The organism is Wandonia haliotis (assembly GCF_039523435.1).
GTDB lineage: Bacteria > Bacteroidota > Bacteroidia > Flavobacteriales_D > Crocinitomicaceae > Wandonia > Wandonia haliotis.
In genome coordinates this window covers 562,994-578,970 of record NZ_BAAAFH010000003.1, presented here as the reverse complement: position 1 = coordinate 578,970, position 15,977 = coordinate 562,994, and the positions used below count along the sequence as shown (strand labels likewise).

Genomic DNA, 15,977 nt, shown 5'->3' with positions numbered 1-15,977 from the left:
TTATTTCTCTGAATTACCTGCCACTGTTCCTACTCCTGAATGATTTCAGGAACATAGATATCTTCTGCAGGTCTGCTCTTCTTTTGCTGTTTGACCTGTATCAACCACAGAAGAACCCCGAGGATGAGAATATAAATTCCTATCCTGATCAGGTATCTGTAACTTTTCGAATGCCTTCGGTATTGCGAGAAGTTAAACTTTATGTTGTCCTTTTCTGACATCTGCTTACAAAATTAAGTGGTTTTTTTACCTTTGGAAAAACAAATTTTGACAATGTCAGAAAAAATCCTTGTCACAGGCGGAACAGGTTATATCGGATCCCATACAGTAGTAGAGTTAATAACTCAGGGATTTGAGCCAATAATTTTGGACAATCTCTCCAACAGTCATGAAGGCATTCTCGATGCTATTCAGGATATTACGGGAGTGAAACCTGCTTTTTACAAAGGTGACTGTCGTGATGCAGCCATCTATGATAAGATTTTTTCTTCACACCAGATCTCGTCAGTAATCCATTTTGCCGCTTTTAAAGCCGTTGGAGAATCCGTACACAAACCTCTTGCTTATTTTGATAACAACATCAACGGATTAAACCAGCTTCTAATAGCTATGGATAAGTTTTCTATCAGAAATCTGGTATTCTCTTCTTCCTGTACAGTCTATGGTGACCCCGATGACCCGGTTGTCACTGAGGAAACACCTCTCAAGGATCCACAATCACCCTATGGGTTTACAAAACTGGCCGGAGAGAAAATGCTTGAAAATGTAGTCCGGCATAAAAAACAAATGCGGGTCGCATTATTACGGTATTTTAATCCGATCGGGGCACACCCTTCAGGGAAAATAGGTGAATTACCACAGGGAATTCCAAATAACCTGCTTCCTTATATTACGCAAACGGCCATGGGTATACGGGAAAAACTTGCCGTGTTCGGTAACGATTATGCGACGTCTGACGGATCGTGTATCCGCGACTACATCCATGTTTGTGATGTGGCAAGTGCTCACGTTTCAGCAATTACAATGATGCACAAGAAGGAAGAAGCTTTCATTGACGCAATTAATATCGGCACGGGCAAAGGAACTTCTGTCCTCGAAATAATTCGTATTTTTGAAGAGGTTAATGCTATTGAAGTTAATTGGGAGTTTGCCCCCCGACGCGAAGGAGATGTTCCAGAAATTTTCGCAAAAGTTGATAAAGCAGAACACGTATTAAACTGGAACGCAAAATTCTCTGTCAGGGATGCAGTAAAGGATGCCTGGGAATGGGAAAAAAAGTACAGAAAACAATGAATTACAGATTAATTATATTCGTTTCTTTTATCTGTCTGTTTTTTACGAAAAACAGCTTTTCTCAGGCAGATACCATTAAAAAACAAGATACACAGAGCAGGTACAACCCCGGATTACTATGGCGCTTTACCGGCTTTGAGCCCCGTTACGGAAAAGAGGGTGAAAAATATGACCGGCTTGTTGTTGACATCTGTTATAACGACTGGCTAGGAGATAAAAATGGGACAAAGACACAGTGGTATTCTATTGGATACAATATTAATCTGCTTTTTGATGTGCCCTTCAATAAACAGAGTACCGCTTCAATGGGAATAGGTCTGAGTTTCTCTCACGTCAACCTTATGAACAATGGTGTCCTGCGTAGTAATGATTCGCTTGAAACAACTACTCTAACTCCACATTTTGCGGGAGAAACTCCCAGAAAAATGAATAAGTTTGTTGCTAATTATATTGAAATTCCTGTTGAGTTCCGATTCCGGTCTCCGGGATACCAACACTTTAAATTCCATCTTGGATTTAAGGCAGGTGTACGAATCAGTTCATTTGAAAGATGGAAAGAGGGTTCAAAAAAATTCAAAGAATTTAATCATCCTGATATTGCTCGTTTTCGATATGGTATCACTGCGAGAATAGGAATCCGCAACTGGGCTTTGTTCGGATCATTTTTTATCTCTGATCTGTTTACAAATTCCCAAAGTTCACAACTACTTCCATACAGTTTCGGAATCAGTTTGTCTTTATTCTAGATACTATTCACAAAATAGCTGAATTCACCAAAGAATCTGAATTTGAAAACTTTGGTTTAGAAGATGTTCATATTTTTCATAAATTGTAACAAATTTTAAACCAAAATGAAACGCATATTTACCCAAAAGATCACGTTGGTCTTATTAGCAATACTATGCTCACTATCCATGCACGGGCAGAAGTATTCGAAAGTCAAAATTTATACCGATAATGAAGGTCTGAGAGCCCTTGCAGAAATGGGTGTGGCTATTGACCACGGACATCTCAGAAAAAACACTTTTTTCATCAGTGACTTCTCTGAATTTGAGATCGAATTAATACAACAATCGGGATTTCGTCATGAAATTCTTATTGATGATGTAAGCCGCTTCTATGCAGAACAAAATACATCAAACATCAAAAATAATTTGGAAAAAGAGGGGGGAATATGTTCGGGAACTCAACAAAACCCAATTGATAATATCATCAGCCCTTCCAATTTTGAATTAGGATCAATGGGCGGGTATTATACCTATGCTGAATTTCTGGACGATCTGGACGCTATGGCAACTGCTTATCCCGGTTTGGTTTCAGCTAAAGCCCCTATTTCAACGTTTCAGACCTTTGAAGGAAGACCTGTTTATCATGTGAAAATTTCAAATAATCCCAATACAGACGACGGTGATCCCTATGTTCTATACTCTGCTATTCATCATGCTCGTGAACCGGCATCGTTATCTCAAACGATGTATTTTATGTGGTACTTACTAGAAAATTATGGTTCTGACGATGAAGTAACTTATCTTGTTGACCATACGCAGCTGCTTTTTGTTCCGGTTATCAACCCTGACGGATACATCTACAATGAAACAACTGATCCCAACGGAGGAGGAATGTGGCGCAAAAACAGACGGAATCACGGCAACGGAACGTACGGAGTAGATTTGAACCGAAATTACTCGTACGGATGGAATACAACAGGAGTCTCTAATCAAACAGATGGTGAGACCTATCCCGGAACTGCTCCTTTTTCCGAACCGGAAACACAAGCTATGAAATGGCTGAATGAGCAATACACTATTAAACTTGCGCTGAACGCTCACACTTATGGGAATACACTTCTGTATCCCGTAGGTACAACAGCCGAAGAATTTGCCGAACACCACGACTATTTTGACGATATCTCCGGTCACATGTGCGAACATAATAATTACTTCCCGCAAAAAAGTTCAGGATTGTACCCTGCATCCGGTGATTCAGACGATTACATGTACAAAGTGGACATTGGCGTTGGAAATAAAGACAGTGTTTTTGCTATGACTCCGGAAATAGGTGAAAGTTTCTGGCCTGCAGCCAATCAGATAGAACCCATTTGCAAAGAAATGCTTTTTACGAATATGGTACTTTCTCATCTTGCACACCGATACGCTTTGGTAAAGGATCTTGATCCTTCCACACTTGATAATGCTACCGGAGTGTTTAACCATTCTATCAAAAGACTGGGACTTGAAGATGGTACTATTACCGTTTCAATACATCCGATTTCCGGTTTAGCTTCGGTAGGAAATCCCATTCAATATGACCTGAATATACGCGAAGAACAATCCGGAGCAATCGCTTATTCTATACTTCCCGATTTTCAACCCGGCAGTGAAATTGTGTATGAATTACTAACGGATAATGGCACCTGGGTCAGACGTGATACGATACGAAAGACATTTGGAACTCCAACCCTCCAATTTGCTGATGATGCAGCTACTACCGGAAACTGGATAGGTGATTGGGCACTGACCGGAGAGGAATTCTTCTCCCCTTCCAAATCATTCACAGATAGTCCTATGTCCAATTATGAGGCTGACGATTACAAGATTTACAAATATCATCAAACGATAGATCTTACCGAAGCGACCGCTGCCATGGTGCGTTTCTACGCAAAGTGGGATATTGAACCGGATTGGGATTACGCGGCGTTCGAAATTTCCTCTGACAATGGTAATTCCTGGACTCAACTGTGTGGGCAATACACCAATCCGGGAGTAGATCAGACAAACTGGCAAGGGCAAAGTGTAGGGATACAACCCGTAGGCTTCCCTATTTATGACGGAATACAATCGGAATGGGTGCTTGAAGAAATTTACCTGAATGATTATCTGGGAGAAATGGTTCAATTACGTTTCATTCTTCATGCCGACGGAGGTGTTCAGGAAGATGGTTTCTATTTTGATGACTTCCAGCTCCTTTACAATCTGACAGATGAAACTAACGGAATTACAGAAAATGAAACCTCATCTATCAGTCTGTTTCCTAATCCGGCAAATGAATACGCAATTCTTGACTTCGGTCAACAGTTAGGAAATGGGAGTGTAGCTGTTTACTCTACTACCGGGCAATTGATAAAAATGTATCAACCTTCAGGAACATCTAAAATTATAGAAATCAAAACAGCCGATTTCCCACAAGGAATTTATACCATTATGTATACGAATCATAATGAAAGCAGACAGACGAAACGTCTTGTCGTTATTCACTAATAAGCTATCAAAAAAGAAGGAGAAACAAATATTTCTCCTTCTTTGATTTCATTTTTATCTCAAGCAGAATTCCAGAACGGCTTCAATAAACTCTTCCGGTTTTTCAGAATGCACCCAATGCCCTGCTCCTTCTATAGTTACAACATCACTATCCGGGAAATACTCTTCCAATTCGGGAATGTCCTCATCCAGAATATAATTCGATAATTCTCCCTTTATAAATCGTGTCAGGGTAAACACTTCTTGTTTAGGAAGCGCTTTTAAAATTTCCGGCATCTGCTCCTGTAAAACAGCAAGATTCATTCTAAAAGCCAGTTTACCCTTCTCTACCCAATATAGATTTTTCAGCAAAAATTGCCGAACAGCTATATTGCCAACATACTGCTCCAATTGCTTATCTGCTTCACCTCTTGAAGTTATCCTGTCAAAATCTAAAGAACAAAGCCCTTCCAAAATCGCGTCATGATGCATCGGATACCCTTTCACCCCTATGTCAACAACAATCAATTTCTTTACCCGATCCGGAAATAATTGCGTAAATCGCATAGCCGCTTTACCCCCCATGGAATGCCCCAGAATAATTGCTTCCTGAATCCCCAGATCATCCATTAATTCTCTCAAATCTTCAGCCATCAGATCATACGTATGAAGCTCAGCATGTGGAGAATGTCCGTGATTCCGATTATCGACAAGAATTACTTCGTAATACTCTCCTATTTTTTTAGCATGTGTTTGCCAATTATCCAATGACCCAAAAAGTCCGTGAAGAATAATAAAAGGATGTCCTTCTCCGTATTTCTTATAATTCAGTTTCATGAAACAGTTATTTTTCTCATGCAAAGATAAAGAAACCCTGTTACGAACAGACATTCTTTATTCAGCCAGATTCGGACCAAGCCACCGCTCCATGACCTCAACCGGAAGTCCTTTTCTGGCTGCAATACTCTCTACCTGATCCATTGTTATCTTCCCAACTCCGAAATACTTCGCATCAGGGTGTGCAAAATACCACCCACTCACTGAAGCTGTGGGTAACATTGCCAGAGATTCTGTAAGGGAAACTCCTGTCAATTCTGTTGCATTCAACAAAGCAAATAATCCGGTTTTTTCCGTATGATCGGGACAGGCAGGATATCCGGGTGCCGGACGAATCCCTTTATACTTTTCTCTGATCAACTCCTCATTTGAAAAATGTTCATCCGGAACATACCCCCATATCTCCCTACGCACTTTTTCATGCATACATTCGGCAAACGCTTCCGCCAACCTGTCAGCTAATGCTTTTAGAAGAATGGCGTTATAATCATCATGGTCCGCCTCAAATCGTTGGACGTGTTTGTCTATTCCCAACCCTGCTGTTACAACAAACCCTCCTATATAATCCGTTATCCCGGAGTCTTTAGGTGCAATGAAGTCCGCAAGAGCATGGTTATAAGCTCCCTCTGCCTTCTTTAATTGCTGACGCAACGTATGTTGAACATACAAGACTTCACTTTTCGTTTCATCCGAGTAAATTTCAATATCCTCGTCTACACTATTTGCCGGCCAGATTCCCACAACAGCACTAGCCGTCAACCATTTTTCGTCAATAATTCGTCGCAACATTTCCCGGGCATCTGCGTACACCTTTTGCGCTGCTTCCCCAACTATTTCATCTTCCAGTATCTTCGGAAAACGACCGGCTAATTCCCAGGTCTGAAAAAAGGGCGTCCAGTCAATATACCGGGTCAGCTCTTCCAATGGATAGTCGTTAAACTCAAACAATCCTGTTCGTTTTGGTCGCACTATATTTCCCTGAAAATCTAAATCTTGTTTCTTTTTTCTCGCTTCCGGTAATGACAAATAAGTCTTAGCTGCCCGATTATTCATGTGATGTTCACGCATACGAGAATACTCCGTCCGTAATCCCTCTACAAAAGCAGTCTTTTTATCCCCCAGTAAACTCTCCACTACTGTCACGGAACGGGAAGCATCGAGCACATGTACTGTAGGACCTTTGGTATAGTGCGGTTCAATTTTTACTGCCGTATGAACTTTTGAGGTTGTTGCACCGCCAATCATAAGTGGAATAGAAAGTCCTGCTCTTTCCATTTCTTTTGCAAGATGAACCATTTCATCCAGTGAAGGAGTGATTAGTCCACTCAGTCCGATCACATCCACATTTTCTTTGTTGGCGGCTTCAAGTATCTTTTCCGGAGCCACCATTACCCCCAAATCAATTACTTCATAGTTGTTACATCCCAAAACTACACCAACAATATTTTTTCCGATATCATGCACATCTCCCTTAACTGTCGCCATCAGAATTTTTCCGGCGGCTTCTCTTTTCCCATCTTTTTCGGCTTCGATAAAAGGCAATAAATAACCAACAGCCTTCTTCATAACCCGGGCAGACTTTACAACCTGAGGCAAAAACATCTTTCCGCTTCCAAACAAGTCCCCTACAATATTCATTCCGTCCATCAGAGGTCCTTCTATCACCTGAATAGGTCGTTCATACTGATGACGGCACTCCTCAACATCCTCTTCTATGAACTCTACTATGCCTTTGACAAGAGCATGTGCTAACCGCTCCTGAACCGTTTCTTGCCGCCAGCTTAAATCTATCTCTCTTTTTTTTCCTTCTCCTTTTACTGTTTCAGCGTACTCCAATAATCGTTCTGTTGCATCCGGACGACGATTCAACAACACATCTTCTACATACTCCAACAATGTTTTATCAATATCATCATACACCTCAAGCATAGATGGATTGACAATTCCCATATCCATCCCTTCTCGTATTGCGTGGTACAAAAAGGCCGAATGCATGGCTTCCCGCACTCTGTCATTCCCCCTGAAAGAAAAAGACACATTAGAAACACCTCCGCTTACCTTTGCTCCCGGTAGATTTTCTTTAATCCATCTCGTCGCCCGAAAGAAATCAACCGCATTATTGTTATGCTCTTCCATCCCGGTAGCCACCGGAAAAATATTCGGATCGAAAATAATATCCTGGCAGGGAAAACCGACTTTGTCAACCAGGATCCGATACGATCTTTCACATATTTCGATCCGACGTTCGTAAGTGTCTGCCTGCCCCTGCTCATCAAACGCCATTACGATAACAGCCGCACCATATCGCTTGATCTTTTTTGCATAATAAATAAAAGAATCCTCCCCCTCTTTCAAAGAAATAGAATTCACCACTCCTTTTCCCTGAATACATTTCAGTCCCGCCTCAATAATTTCCCATTTCGAACTATCAATCATGACCGGTACCCGTGCTATATCCGGTTCGGATGCAATCAGATTAAGAAACTTCACCATCGTTTTCTCTCCGTCGATCATCCCTTCATCCATATTAATATCGATGATTTGCGCTCCTCCCTGCACCTGATCTAATGCCACCGCAAGCGCTTCTTCGTACTTCTCCTCCTGAATCAGTCGTAAGAACTTCCGGGACCCCGTTACATTGGTACGCTCTCCTATGTTAACAAAATTGGTTTCCTTCGTTATAACCAGAGGTTCAAGTCCTGAAAGCTTTAGCGGGGGAATGATTTTCGACATAATTCTGATCTTCCTTTTAATCGTTAGTGTTTAGTTTTTCAAGTTGTCTGGGAGAATATTCTTTTGCTAAATCAGCTATTACGCGAATGTGTTCAGGTGTTGTTCCACAACAACCTCCCACTATATTTACCAATCCTTCCTCCAGAAAATCCTTAATTTGTTTTCCCATTTTCTCGGGTGTTTCATCGTACTCTCCAAATTCATTCGGTAACCCTGCATTCGGATGAGCACTCACAGCAAATGAAGATCGTTCATTCAATATTTGTAAATAAGGACGCATTGCTTCTGCCCCCAAAGCACAATTCAGCCCTACCGAAAGTAAAGGCATGTGTTCAATTGAGATTAAAAATGCATCTGTTGTCTGACCTGATAATGTTCTTCCACTTGCGTCAGTAATCGTTCCCGATACCATTATAGGTAAATCCGTACCTTTTTCTTCCTGAACACAATCAATAGCAAATAAAGCAGCTTTTGCATTCAGTGTATCAAAAACCGTCTCAACCAACAAAAGATCACACCCTCCGTCAATGAGCGCTTCAACCTGTTCCGAATACGCTTTTACCAACTCATCATAAGTAACCGCCCGAAATCCCGGGTCGTTTACATCAGGAGACAAAGAAGCCGTACGATTTGTCGGGCCTATTGACCCGGCAACAAACCGGGGTTTCTTCGGATTAGCAGCTGTAAATTCATCTGCCACTTCTCTTGCTATCTTCGCCGAACGATAGTTGAGATCATACACAATATGTTCCAGTCCGTAATCGGCCTGGGCAATACTGGTTCCTGAAAAGGTATTTGTCTCTGCGATATCCGCTCCTGCCTCAAAATAAGCCGCGTGAATTTCCTTAATCACATCCGGACGGGTTAAAGAAAGAAGATCATTGTTTCCTTTCAGAGGTTTCTCATGATTTTCAAACCAACCCTTGCGAAAATCGTCTTCTGTAAGATTATATCGCTGAATCATTGTCCCCATAGCTCCGTCCAACACTAAAATACGTCGGAGAAGTGTCTCTCTCAAAAGCCGGGTGCGTGATGATTTTTCCTGTGTACTCATATCTCTCTTTTCGTAAACATACGTTCTAAAAAAATTATAAAGAGAGATGAAAAAATTGAAGACTGCCTGAACAATCAGAATCAACACTTATCTTTTTCCAACAAATTCGTCAGAATCGGATTTGGCACCTTTTCGGTCTCAGAACCGAGAGGTTGCCAAGGTTTCGCAGGGCCTGTCCCTCCACCTTTCTCTATAAGCATTTTTTAAAGAACTGATACAAAGATAGTACAGAATTCTATATCCTCATACAAATCGCAAAAAATTAAAACAAAACCCGATGTAAAACAAAAAATAAATGTTTTCCAATTCAAAAGAATAATGCTTACTTTTGGCGATTCAAAACTTTAAATTTTCGAAAGAAATGCCATATTTATTCACTTCGGAGTCAGTTTCTGAAGGGCATCCTGATAAAGTTGCCGACCAGATTTCTGATGGTTTGATCGATCATTTCCTAGCATTTGATCCGGATTCTAAAGTAGCATGTGAGACTTTAGTAACCACAGGTTTGGTTTGTTTAGCAGGTGAGGTTAAATCCAATACATACCTCGACGTTCAGCAAATCGCCAGAGACGTTGTTACTAAAATCGGATATACAAAAAGCGAATATCAGTTTGATGCAAAGTCATGTGCTGTTATTTCTGCTATTCATGAGCAATCTGAGGATATTAACCGCGGAGTAGACCGTGGAAACCCGGAAGAACAAGGTGCCGGAGATCAGGGGATGATGTTCGGTTATGCAACAAAGGAAACGGAGAATTTCATGCCTCTTGCACTTGATCTTTCACATAAAATCCTTATCGAGTTAGCTGCACTACGTCGCGAAATGAAGGACATCACATACCTTCGTCCGGATGCTAAGGCTCAGGTAACTATTGAGTATAGCGATGACAATGTTCCTCAACGAATTGATGCTGTTGTAGTTTCTACCCAGCACGATGATTTTGATGAAGACGAAGCTAAAATGTTAGCTAAAATCAAATCTGACATTATTGAGATTTTGATTCCTCGTGTAAAAGCTCAGTTGAAACCTGAACTACAAAAATTATTCAATGATCAAATCAAATATCACATCAACCCAACAGGTAAGTTTGTGATTGGTGGTCCTCACGGAGATACCGGTTTGACAGGTCGTAAGATAATTGTGGACACGTATGGAGGAAAAGGAGCACACGGTGGTGGAGCATTCTCAGGAAAAGATCCTTCCAAAGTAGACCGTTCAGCAGCTTATGCGACTCGTCATATTGCTAAAAATATGGTGGCAGCAGGTGTCTGTGATGAAATCCTTGTTCAGGTTTCATACGCTATCGGTGTAGTAGAGCCTATGGGGATTTATGTAAATACATACGGAACTGCAAAGGTTGATATGACCGACGGAGAGATTGCTCAGATCGTAGGAGAGGTCTTTGATATGCGTCCGGCAGCTATTGAGCGTCGTTTGAAACTTCGCGAACCTATCTATTCGGATACTGCTGCCTATGGACACATGGGACGTAAGTCTGAAAAGAAAACAGTTGTTTTTGAAAACGCAGGAAAAAAAGTATCGAAAGAAATCGAAACATTTACCTGGGAGAAATTGGATTATGTTGATGAAGTAAAATCTCGTTTCGGATTGTAATTCATCTCCCACATGATATCTCTAAGAGCCGTAGTTCCTTCTGCGGCTCTTTTATTTTATCCGGTTTGCTTTTTTTATCTTTACCCAAAATACAAACGTATGTCAAAATTAGCTTTAGTTCCCACTCCTATCGGAAATCTGGAGGATATTACGTTGCGCTCTATACGCTATCTCAAAGAATGTGATAGTATTTTCGCTGAAGACACCCGTGTAACACGAAAATTGCTCGCGCATCTTCAAATTGATAAAAAAGTGCTGCCCTTTCATGCTCACAATGAACACAAGGCTTTAGAATCAGCTCTTCGGGAACTAAAAAACTCAGAATTGACGGTGCTTGTATCTGATGCAGGAACCCCAGGAATATCCGATCCCGGATTTTTACTGGTACGTGCTGCTTTGGAAGAACAAATCCCTGTAGAGTGTCTTCCGGGACCTACAGCGTTTATCCCAGCACTTGTTGCAAGTGGATTTCCTTGTGATCGTTTTGTATTTGAAGGATTCCTTCCACACAAAAAAGGAAGACAAACAAAGCTCAAAGAACTTTCTACAGAAGAAAGAACATTGGTTCTGTACGAATCTCCTCACCGTCTACAGAAGTGTCTGGAACAATTGGTTGAGTTCTTCGGAGCAGAACGAAAAATCTGTGTAGCCAGAGAAATCAGCAAGTTTTTTGAAGAGTTTGTAAGGGGAACAACTCAAGAAGTTTTACAGCATTTCCTTAAAAATGAACCAAAAGGGGAAATTGTCGTAGTTATTGAAGGCGCTCCTAAACCGGAAAAAGTGACCGGAAACAAATACAAGGATAAAACACAGGACAATGATTAAATCGATTCCACACCTCCAGCCAGGCGATCTCATACGCATTGTAAGTCCTGCCAAAGCGATTGACCAGGAGCTTCTTGACTATGCCCGTAAATTAATTGAAGACAAAGGATATCGGGTAAAAATAGGGCAATATGCTGCCGGGCGATCGAATTATTTTTCCGGAACGGATGAACAACGTGCTCATGATATGCAGGAAGCTCTGGATGATACCGAATGTAAAGCAATTATTTGTGCCCGAGGAGGGTATGGCTGCATTCGTATTGTGGATCTTTTAAATTGGGCTGGATTCTTAAGAAACCCGAAATGGATTGTCGGTTTTTCGGATATAACCGTTTTTCATCAACATATTCAACGATATGGACTCCCAAGTATTCATGCCACTATGCCACTGAATTTCCCCGATAATTCTCAGGAAGCTATTTACAGTTTATTTAACGCATTGGAAGGAAAAAACAATACGTATCATTTTTCTACTTCCCATTCCAAATCAGGAATTGCGGAAGGAAAAGTTATCGGAGGGAACTTATCCATTCTCTACAGTCTTCTCGGAACCGATGACCGTCCTGATTTTGAAAATGCAATTCTCTTTATTGAGGATTTAAGCGAGCAACTTTATGTACTTGACCGAATGTGGTATAGTTTCGAAAAATCAGGAGCTTTGGATCAGATTTCGGGACTTATGGTCGGTGGAATGACTGATATGAAAGATACATCTCCAAAAACCGGATTTAGCGTAGAAGAGATCATAAATAATATGTTTTCGTTCAGAAATATCCCCGTTGCGTTTCATTTTCCAGGTGGACATATCACGGATAACCGTGCAATCATACTGGGTAAAGAAGCAAAGCTTACTGTCGAAAAAGATATAGCAACATTAATTCAGTAATTCCTTCTACCAATGCGGACAACTATTACAGTCGTTCGTTGGTCGAATGTAGAACAATACTCCGATAGCCGTTTCGGAAGCTATATATCCAAACTTTTGTTTCGCATGATCTGTTCCTCCCGGTCGGGTTCTGACACGGGTTTGGTGTAGAAATCCTCCTGCTAAATTAGTTTGCAGAAACAGATGGCGCCAAAATTCGAAACGCAACCCGATATGCCCGGAAACCCCATAACCACTCGCACTTATTGTTCGTCGTGTAAACTCTCCTCCAAAATTTAAGTCATTATACGAAAGAATCATTCCGGCAGAGACTCCCATAAGTGTATTAAACGCAAACCATCCGTTTCTCCGGGTTCTGTACCACTGATCTACACGGGAAAGTTGCAATCGAATGTAATTCAGTCCGTCCGAATTTTCATAGTGAAAGTGTTTATCATTTATCGTGACTGGTTGCCCGTTCATCTCCCCTTCCCACAAATCATCTATTCCGGGAGCAATGTACCCATTAATTGAAGTTTGCTGCCCATTACTCAGTATGTACTTCATGTGATCATATCCCAACGAAAGGTTCCAGTTGTTCCAGAAGTTATATCCGATCCGGATATTAAACTGCGGAACTGTTATTTTCTTCGGATTGATATAGGTCGAGGAAAAAGGCTCCGGGCGGTCATTTGCCTGAATTTTATTTATTGTAAAATCATACCCGCTACCAATAAGTTGAAGATCACTCCTTGTATATGCCTCACGGTTATATCCCCAGTAAAAATTCAGTGTTCCACGCGCATACGAATTTTTGGGCTTACTTTTTTTTCTCTGCCCCATCACCGGAACAGTAACGATAAGTAAAATCGAAATTAGCAGTACCTTCTTCATCACAGACAAAAGTAGATTTTTTCTTTTTAAAAACCTTTATAACCAATAAGAACAAAAGTCAATCTTGTTACAATTCAGACTTCCTCGTATCCTGTTTCAGATCTGAATTGATTTAAAAATTTGTATTTTTACGTTACTAACCACAACCTAAAGACACCATGGCTGATCACAATGACCTGGGAAAACTGGGCGAAGATCTCGCTCTTAAGACCCTGCTCACCAAAGGCTATAAACTGAAAACAAGAAACTACCGGTTCGGAAAAGGAGAAGTTGATTTGATTATGGAAGATGCTGACACACTTGTTTTCATCGAAGTGAAAACACGGCAAACCTCCGAAATCGGCGAACCCTTTCAAGCTGTTACAAAACGGAAACAAAAGCTTCTGATCAAAACTGCCGAACACTATATTTTGTCAACAGAATCAGACCTCAATGCCCGATTTGATATTGTTTCAATCGTTCATAATCAATATAGAACTGAAATAAGCCATATCGACAATGCCTTTTATCCTTCCTGATAGTTTTTGAGAAAAATCAAGACCATCAGAAACATTGCGAAAAAGTAATTCCTATCTTTACAGCCCCGCTCCGGGAGATTTCTATTTTGATATTTGTATGAACGAACTCAAAACAATAAAGAGAATTTTACTGATCCTGGTAATTCCGTTGGTATTTTACGTGCTTCATATTCTGAAATTTATTTTCATTCCACTTATGGGAGCAATACTTCTTGCGTTACTCTTTATGCCACTGATGCGTTGGATGGACAAGCGAAAAGTTCCCAAGATTATTGCTGTTATTACTTCTGTGGTATTGATGGTAGTGGGAGTTTCTACAGCATTCTTACTGGTTCGTTTATCTGCTCAGGAAATCTTAAGTGCAGACTCCGGTTTTTGGGAGAAGCTCACAACAAAACTGGACACACTCTTCACCATGGTTCTCAATACACTCGGTGTTGAATCCCTTCAGGGAATGGCAACTTTCTCAGATCTCATGCAAAGTGAAGGAGTTACTAATGCTATTTTCAGTAGTTCGGGCGAGACAATCAGCTCCATGGGAAGTACAGTAACCATGCTCTTAATGACTCTATTCTTCCTTGTTCTATTGATTTCAGGATCTATGAATGTACAACAAATCATGGAAAGAACCATCTTTAATCAACAAAGCTTTCCTTCTATCAGAACTTATCGCCTGATTGAAAAAAGTATGGTGAAGTTCATCAAAGTAAAGTTCATTCTTAGTCTGTTAACCGGTATCGGGTTCTCCCTTGCCTGTATTTATTTTGATGTTTCCTTCCCGCTTTTCTGGGGAGTTTTCACTTTTGCCATCAACTTTGTGCAGATGATCGGTTCGATAATATCGACTGTATTACTTACCCTGTTTGCATTAGCTGAGATGGAGCCCTCCGGAACCTTGCTTGTGTTTGCATTGACCATAACTGGTGTTCAGGTATTATTCGGAAGTATTCTTGAACCTATTTTTATGGGAAAAACATTTTCGATCAATACGATAACCGTTCTTATTGTCCTTATGTTCTGGGGCTTCCTGTGGGGCATTCCGGGTATGATTCTTTCTATTCCACTGACAGTTCTCATCAAAACGATACTGGAACAGTTCCCGAAAACAAGGATCATAGCCAATATAATGAGCTAGATATACGTCACAATACAAATTTAGGTCGTACCTTTGCTCCAAATTGCAAAGTATGAATTCTAAGAAAAATCCGTCGAGAGGACGCAGTAACCAAAATCGCAACACAAAAACAAATGCGAAAGGTAAATTCGGAACCCAGAAAAAAACACAGTCCGAAAAAGAATTCAAGTCCTTCCCCAAACGGTCAAAATCAAAGGTAGGAGATCCGCTCCCCAACATGAATACAGATGAAGTTCGTCTGAATAAATTCTTGTCAAACGCGGGAATCTGTTCGCGAAGAGAAGCAGACGTATTGATCCAAACAGGTGTCGTTACCGTAAATGGTAAAGTTGTCACTGAAATGGGTATGAAGATCAAACCTACTGATGTCGTTCAATATGACGGAGAGACAATTAACTCTGAGAAAAAGAGATATGTACTTCTCAATAAGCCTAAGGATTTTATCACAACAACAAACGATCCATGGGGAAGAAAGACGGTTATGTCACTAATTGCGCGTGCTTGCAAAGAACGTGTTTATCCTGTAGGGCGACTGGATCGCGATACAACAGGTCTCATGTTGTTTACCAATGACGGAGATTTGACAAAAAAACTATTACATCCATCACGAACAGCCATCAGCCTTTTTCATGTAGAAACAGATCATCCTATCAAACCGGAAGATCTTGCCAAACTGACAAAAGGTGTACAAATGGACGAGCATATCTCATTAAAAGTACGAAAGGCTGAGTATGTTCCCGGAAGAGATAACAGGGAGGCTGGAATTGAAATTGCATCAGAAAAAAGCCAAGTAATCCGCAAAATATTTGAACGATTAGGATATAAAATTATTAAACTGGATCGCGTCATGTTTGCCGGACTTACCAAAAAGGATCTTCCAAGAGGTCACTTCCGTCATCTTACCGAAAAAGAAATTGCTTTCCTACGAATGGGGTAAGTTTCCGTAATTACATCCTGATAAGTGCCCACATC

14 protein-coding genes and 1 riboswitch are annotated in these 15,977 nt (G+C 40.8%); of the genes, 9 read left to right on the top strand and 5 right to left on the bottom strand.

Translation table 11 applies throughout. The features are described 5' to 3' along the window. Positions 1 to 29: 29 nt before the first annotated feature. Positions 30 to 221, bottom strand: coding sequence for a hypothetical protein (locus ABDZ97_RS03090; protein ID WP_343784997.1), 192 nt, complete (start codon positions 219 to 221; stop codon positions 30 to 32). A gap of 52 nt (positions 222 to 273) precedes the next feature. Between ABDZ97_RS03090 and galE the strand changes: the two genes are divergently transcribed. The 3 genes from galE (at position 274) to ABDZ97_RS03075 (ending at position 4,550) form a co-directional block, all read left to right on the top strand. Further along, a complete protein-coding gene (gene galE, locus ABDZ97_RS03085; RefSeq protein ID WP_343784995.1) occupies positions 274 to 1,293 on the top strand; it encodes a UDP-glucose 4-epimerase GalE in 1,020 nt (339 codons plus the stop codon). After that, positions 1,290 to 2,039, top strand: coding sequence for an outer membrane beta-barrel protein (locus tag ABDZ97_RS03080; RefSeq protein WP_343784993.1), 750 nt, complete (start codon positions 1,290 to 1,292; stop codon positions 2,037 to 2,039). Before galE ends, ABDZ97_RS03080 begins: the two co-directional genes overlap by 4 nt. A gap of 105 nt (positions 2,040 to 2,144) precedes the next feature. After that, the gene (locus tag ABDZ97_RS03075; protein ID WP_343784991.1) at positions 2,145 to 4,550 is read left to right on the top strand and encodes a M14 family metallopeptidase; all 2,406 of its coding nucleotides are present in this window, start codon (positions 2,145 to 2,147) and stop codon (positions 4,548 to 4,550) included. 54 nt (positions 4,551 to 4,604) lie between these two features. Here the strand turns inward: ABDZ97_RS03075 and ABDZ97_RS03070 are convergent, their stop codons facing one another. The 3 genes from ABDZ97_RS03070 to ABDZ97_RS03060 are packed head-to-tail and all read right to left on the bottom strand — an operon-like array spanning position 4,605 to position 9,153. Beyond that, positions 4,605 to 5,366 (bottom strand): alpha/beta fold hydrolase, encoded by a 762-nt coding sequence (locus ABDZ97_RS03070; protein ID WP_343784989.1) that lies wholly within the window; start codon positions 5,364 to 5,366, stop codon positions 4,605 to 4,607. Between the two features lie 57 nt (positions 5,367 to 5,423). Next, positions 5,424 to 8,099, bottom strand: coding sequence for a methionine synthase (gene metH, locus ABDZ97_RS03065; protein ID WP_343784987.1), 2,676 nt, complete (start codon positions 8,097 to 8,099; stop codon positions 5,424 to 5,426). 16 nt (positions 8,100 to 8,115) lie between these two features. Beyond that, positions 8,116 to 9,153 carry a homocysteine S-methyltransferase family protein gene (locus ABDZ97_RS03060; RefSeq protein WP_343784985.1) on the bottom strand — a complete coding sequence of 346 codons (1,038 nt, stop codon included), beginning with the start codon at positions 9,151 to 9,153 and terminating at the stop codon, positions 8,116 to 8,118. A gap of 84 nt (positions 9,154 to 9,237) precedes the next feature. Beyond that, a riboswitch (SAM riboswitch) is annotated at positions 9,238 to 9,352 on the bottom strand. Between the two features lie 162 nt (positions 9,353 to 9,514). Here ABDZ97_RS03060 and metK point away from each other — a divergent pair. From metK to ABDZ97_RS03045, 3 genes are all read left to right on the top strand, one after another. Beyond that, entirely contained in the window at positions 9,515 to 10,768 is a 1,254-nt protein-coding gene (gene metK, locus ABDZ97_RS03055; RefSeq protein WP_343784983.1) for a methionine adenosyltransferase, read from the top strand. 99 nt (positions 10,769 to 10,867) lie between these two features. Beyond that, a complete protein-coding gene (gene rsmI, locus ABDZ97_RS03050; RefSeq protein ID WP_343784981.1) occupies positions 10,868 to 11,593 on the top strand; it encodes a 16S rRNA (cytidine(1402)-2'-O)-methyltransferase in 726 nt (241 codons plus the stop codon). Beyond that, positions 11,586 to 12,479, top strand: a complete 894-nt coding sequence (locus tag ABDZ97_RS03045) for a S66 peptidase family protein (RefSeq protein WP_343784978.1) — start codon at positions 11,586 to 11,588, stop codon at positions 12,477 to 12,479. Before rsmI ends, ABDZ97_RS03045 begins: the two co-directional genes overlap by 8 nt. Before the next feature lie 6 nt (positions 12,480 to 12,485). Here ABDZ97_RS03045 and ABDZ97_RS03040 read toward each other — a convergent pair whose 3' ends face one another. Next, positions 12,486 to 13,352: a hypothetical protein gene (locus tag ABDZ97_RS03040; RefSeq protein WP_343784976.1), complete on the bottom strand. Its 867-nt coding sequence runs from the start codon at positions 13,350 to 13,352 to the stop codon at positions 12,486 to 12,488. A 158-nt stretch (positions 13,353 to 13,510) separates the two neighbouring features. Here ABDZ97_RS03040 and ABDZ97_RS03035 point away from each other — a divergent pair, with 158 nt between their 5' ends. The 3 genes from ABDZ97_RS03035 to ABDZ97_RS03025 are packed head-to-tail and all read left to right on the top strand — an operon-like array spanning position 13,511 to position 15,942. Continuing rightward, entirely contained in the window at positions 13,511 to 13,870 is a 360-nt protein-coding gene (locus tag ABDZ97_RS03035) for a YraN family protein (protein ID WP_343784974.1), read from the top strand. Between the two features lie 34 nt (positions 13,871 to 13,904). Continuing rightward, complete coding sequence (locus ABDZ97_RS03030) at positions 13,905 to 15,005, top strand: AI-2E family transporter (protein WP_343784972.1); 1,101 nt, start codon at positions 13,905 to 13,907, stop codon at positions 15,003 to 15,005. Positions 15,006 to 15,057: 52 nt separating this feature from the next. Next, a complete protein-coding gene (locus ABDZ97_RS03025) occupies positions 15,058 to 15,942 on the top strand; it encodes a pseudouridine synthase (protein WP_343784970.1) in 885 nt (294 codons plus the stop codon). Positions 15,943 to 15,977: the final 35 nt, after the last annotated feature.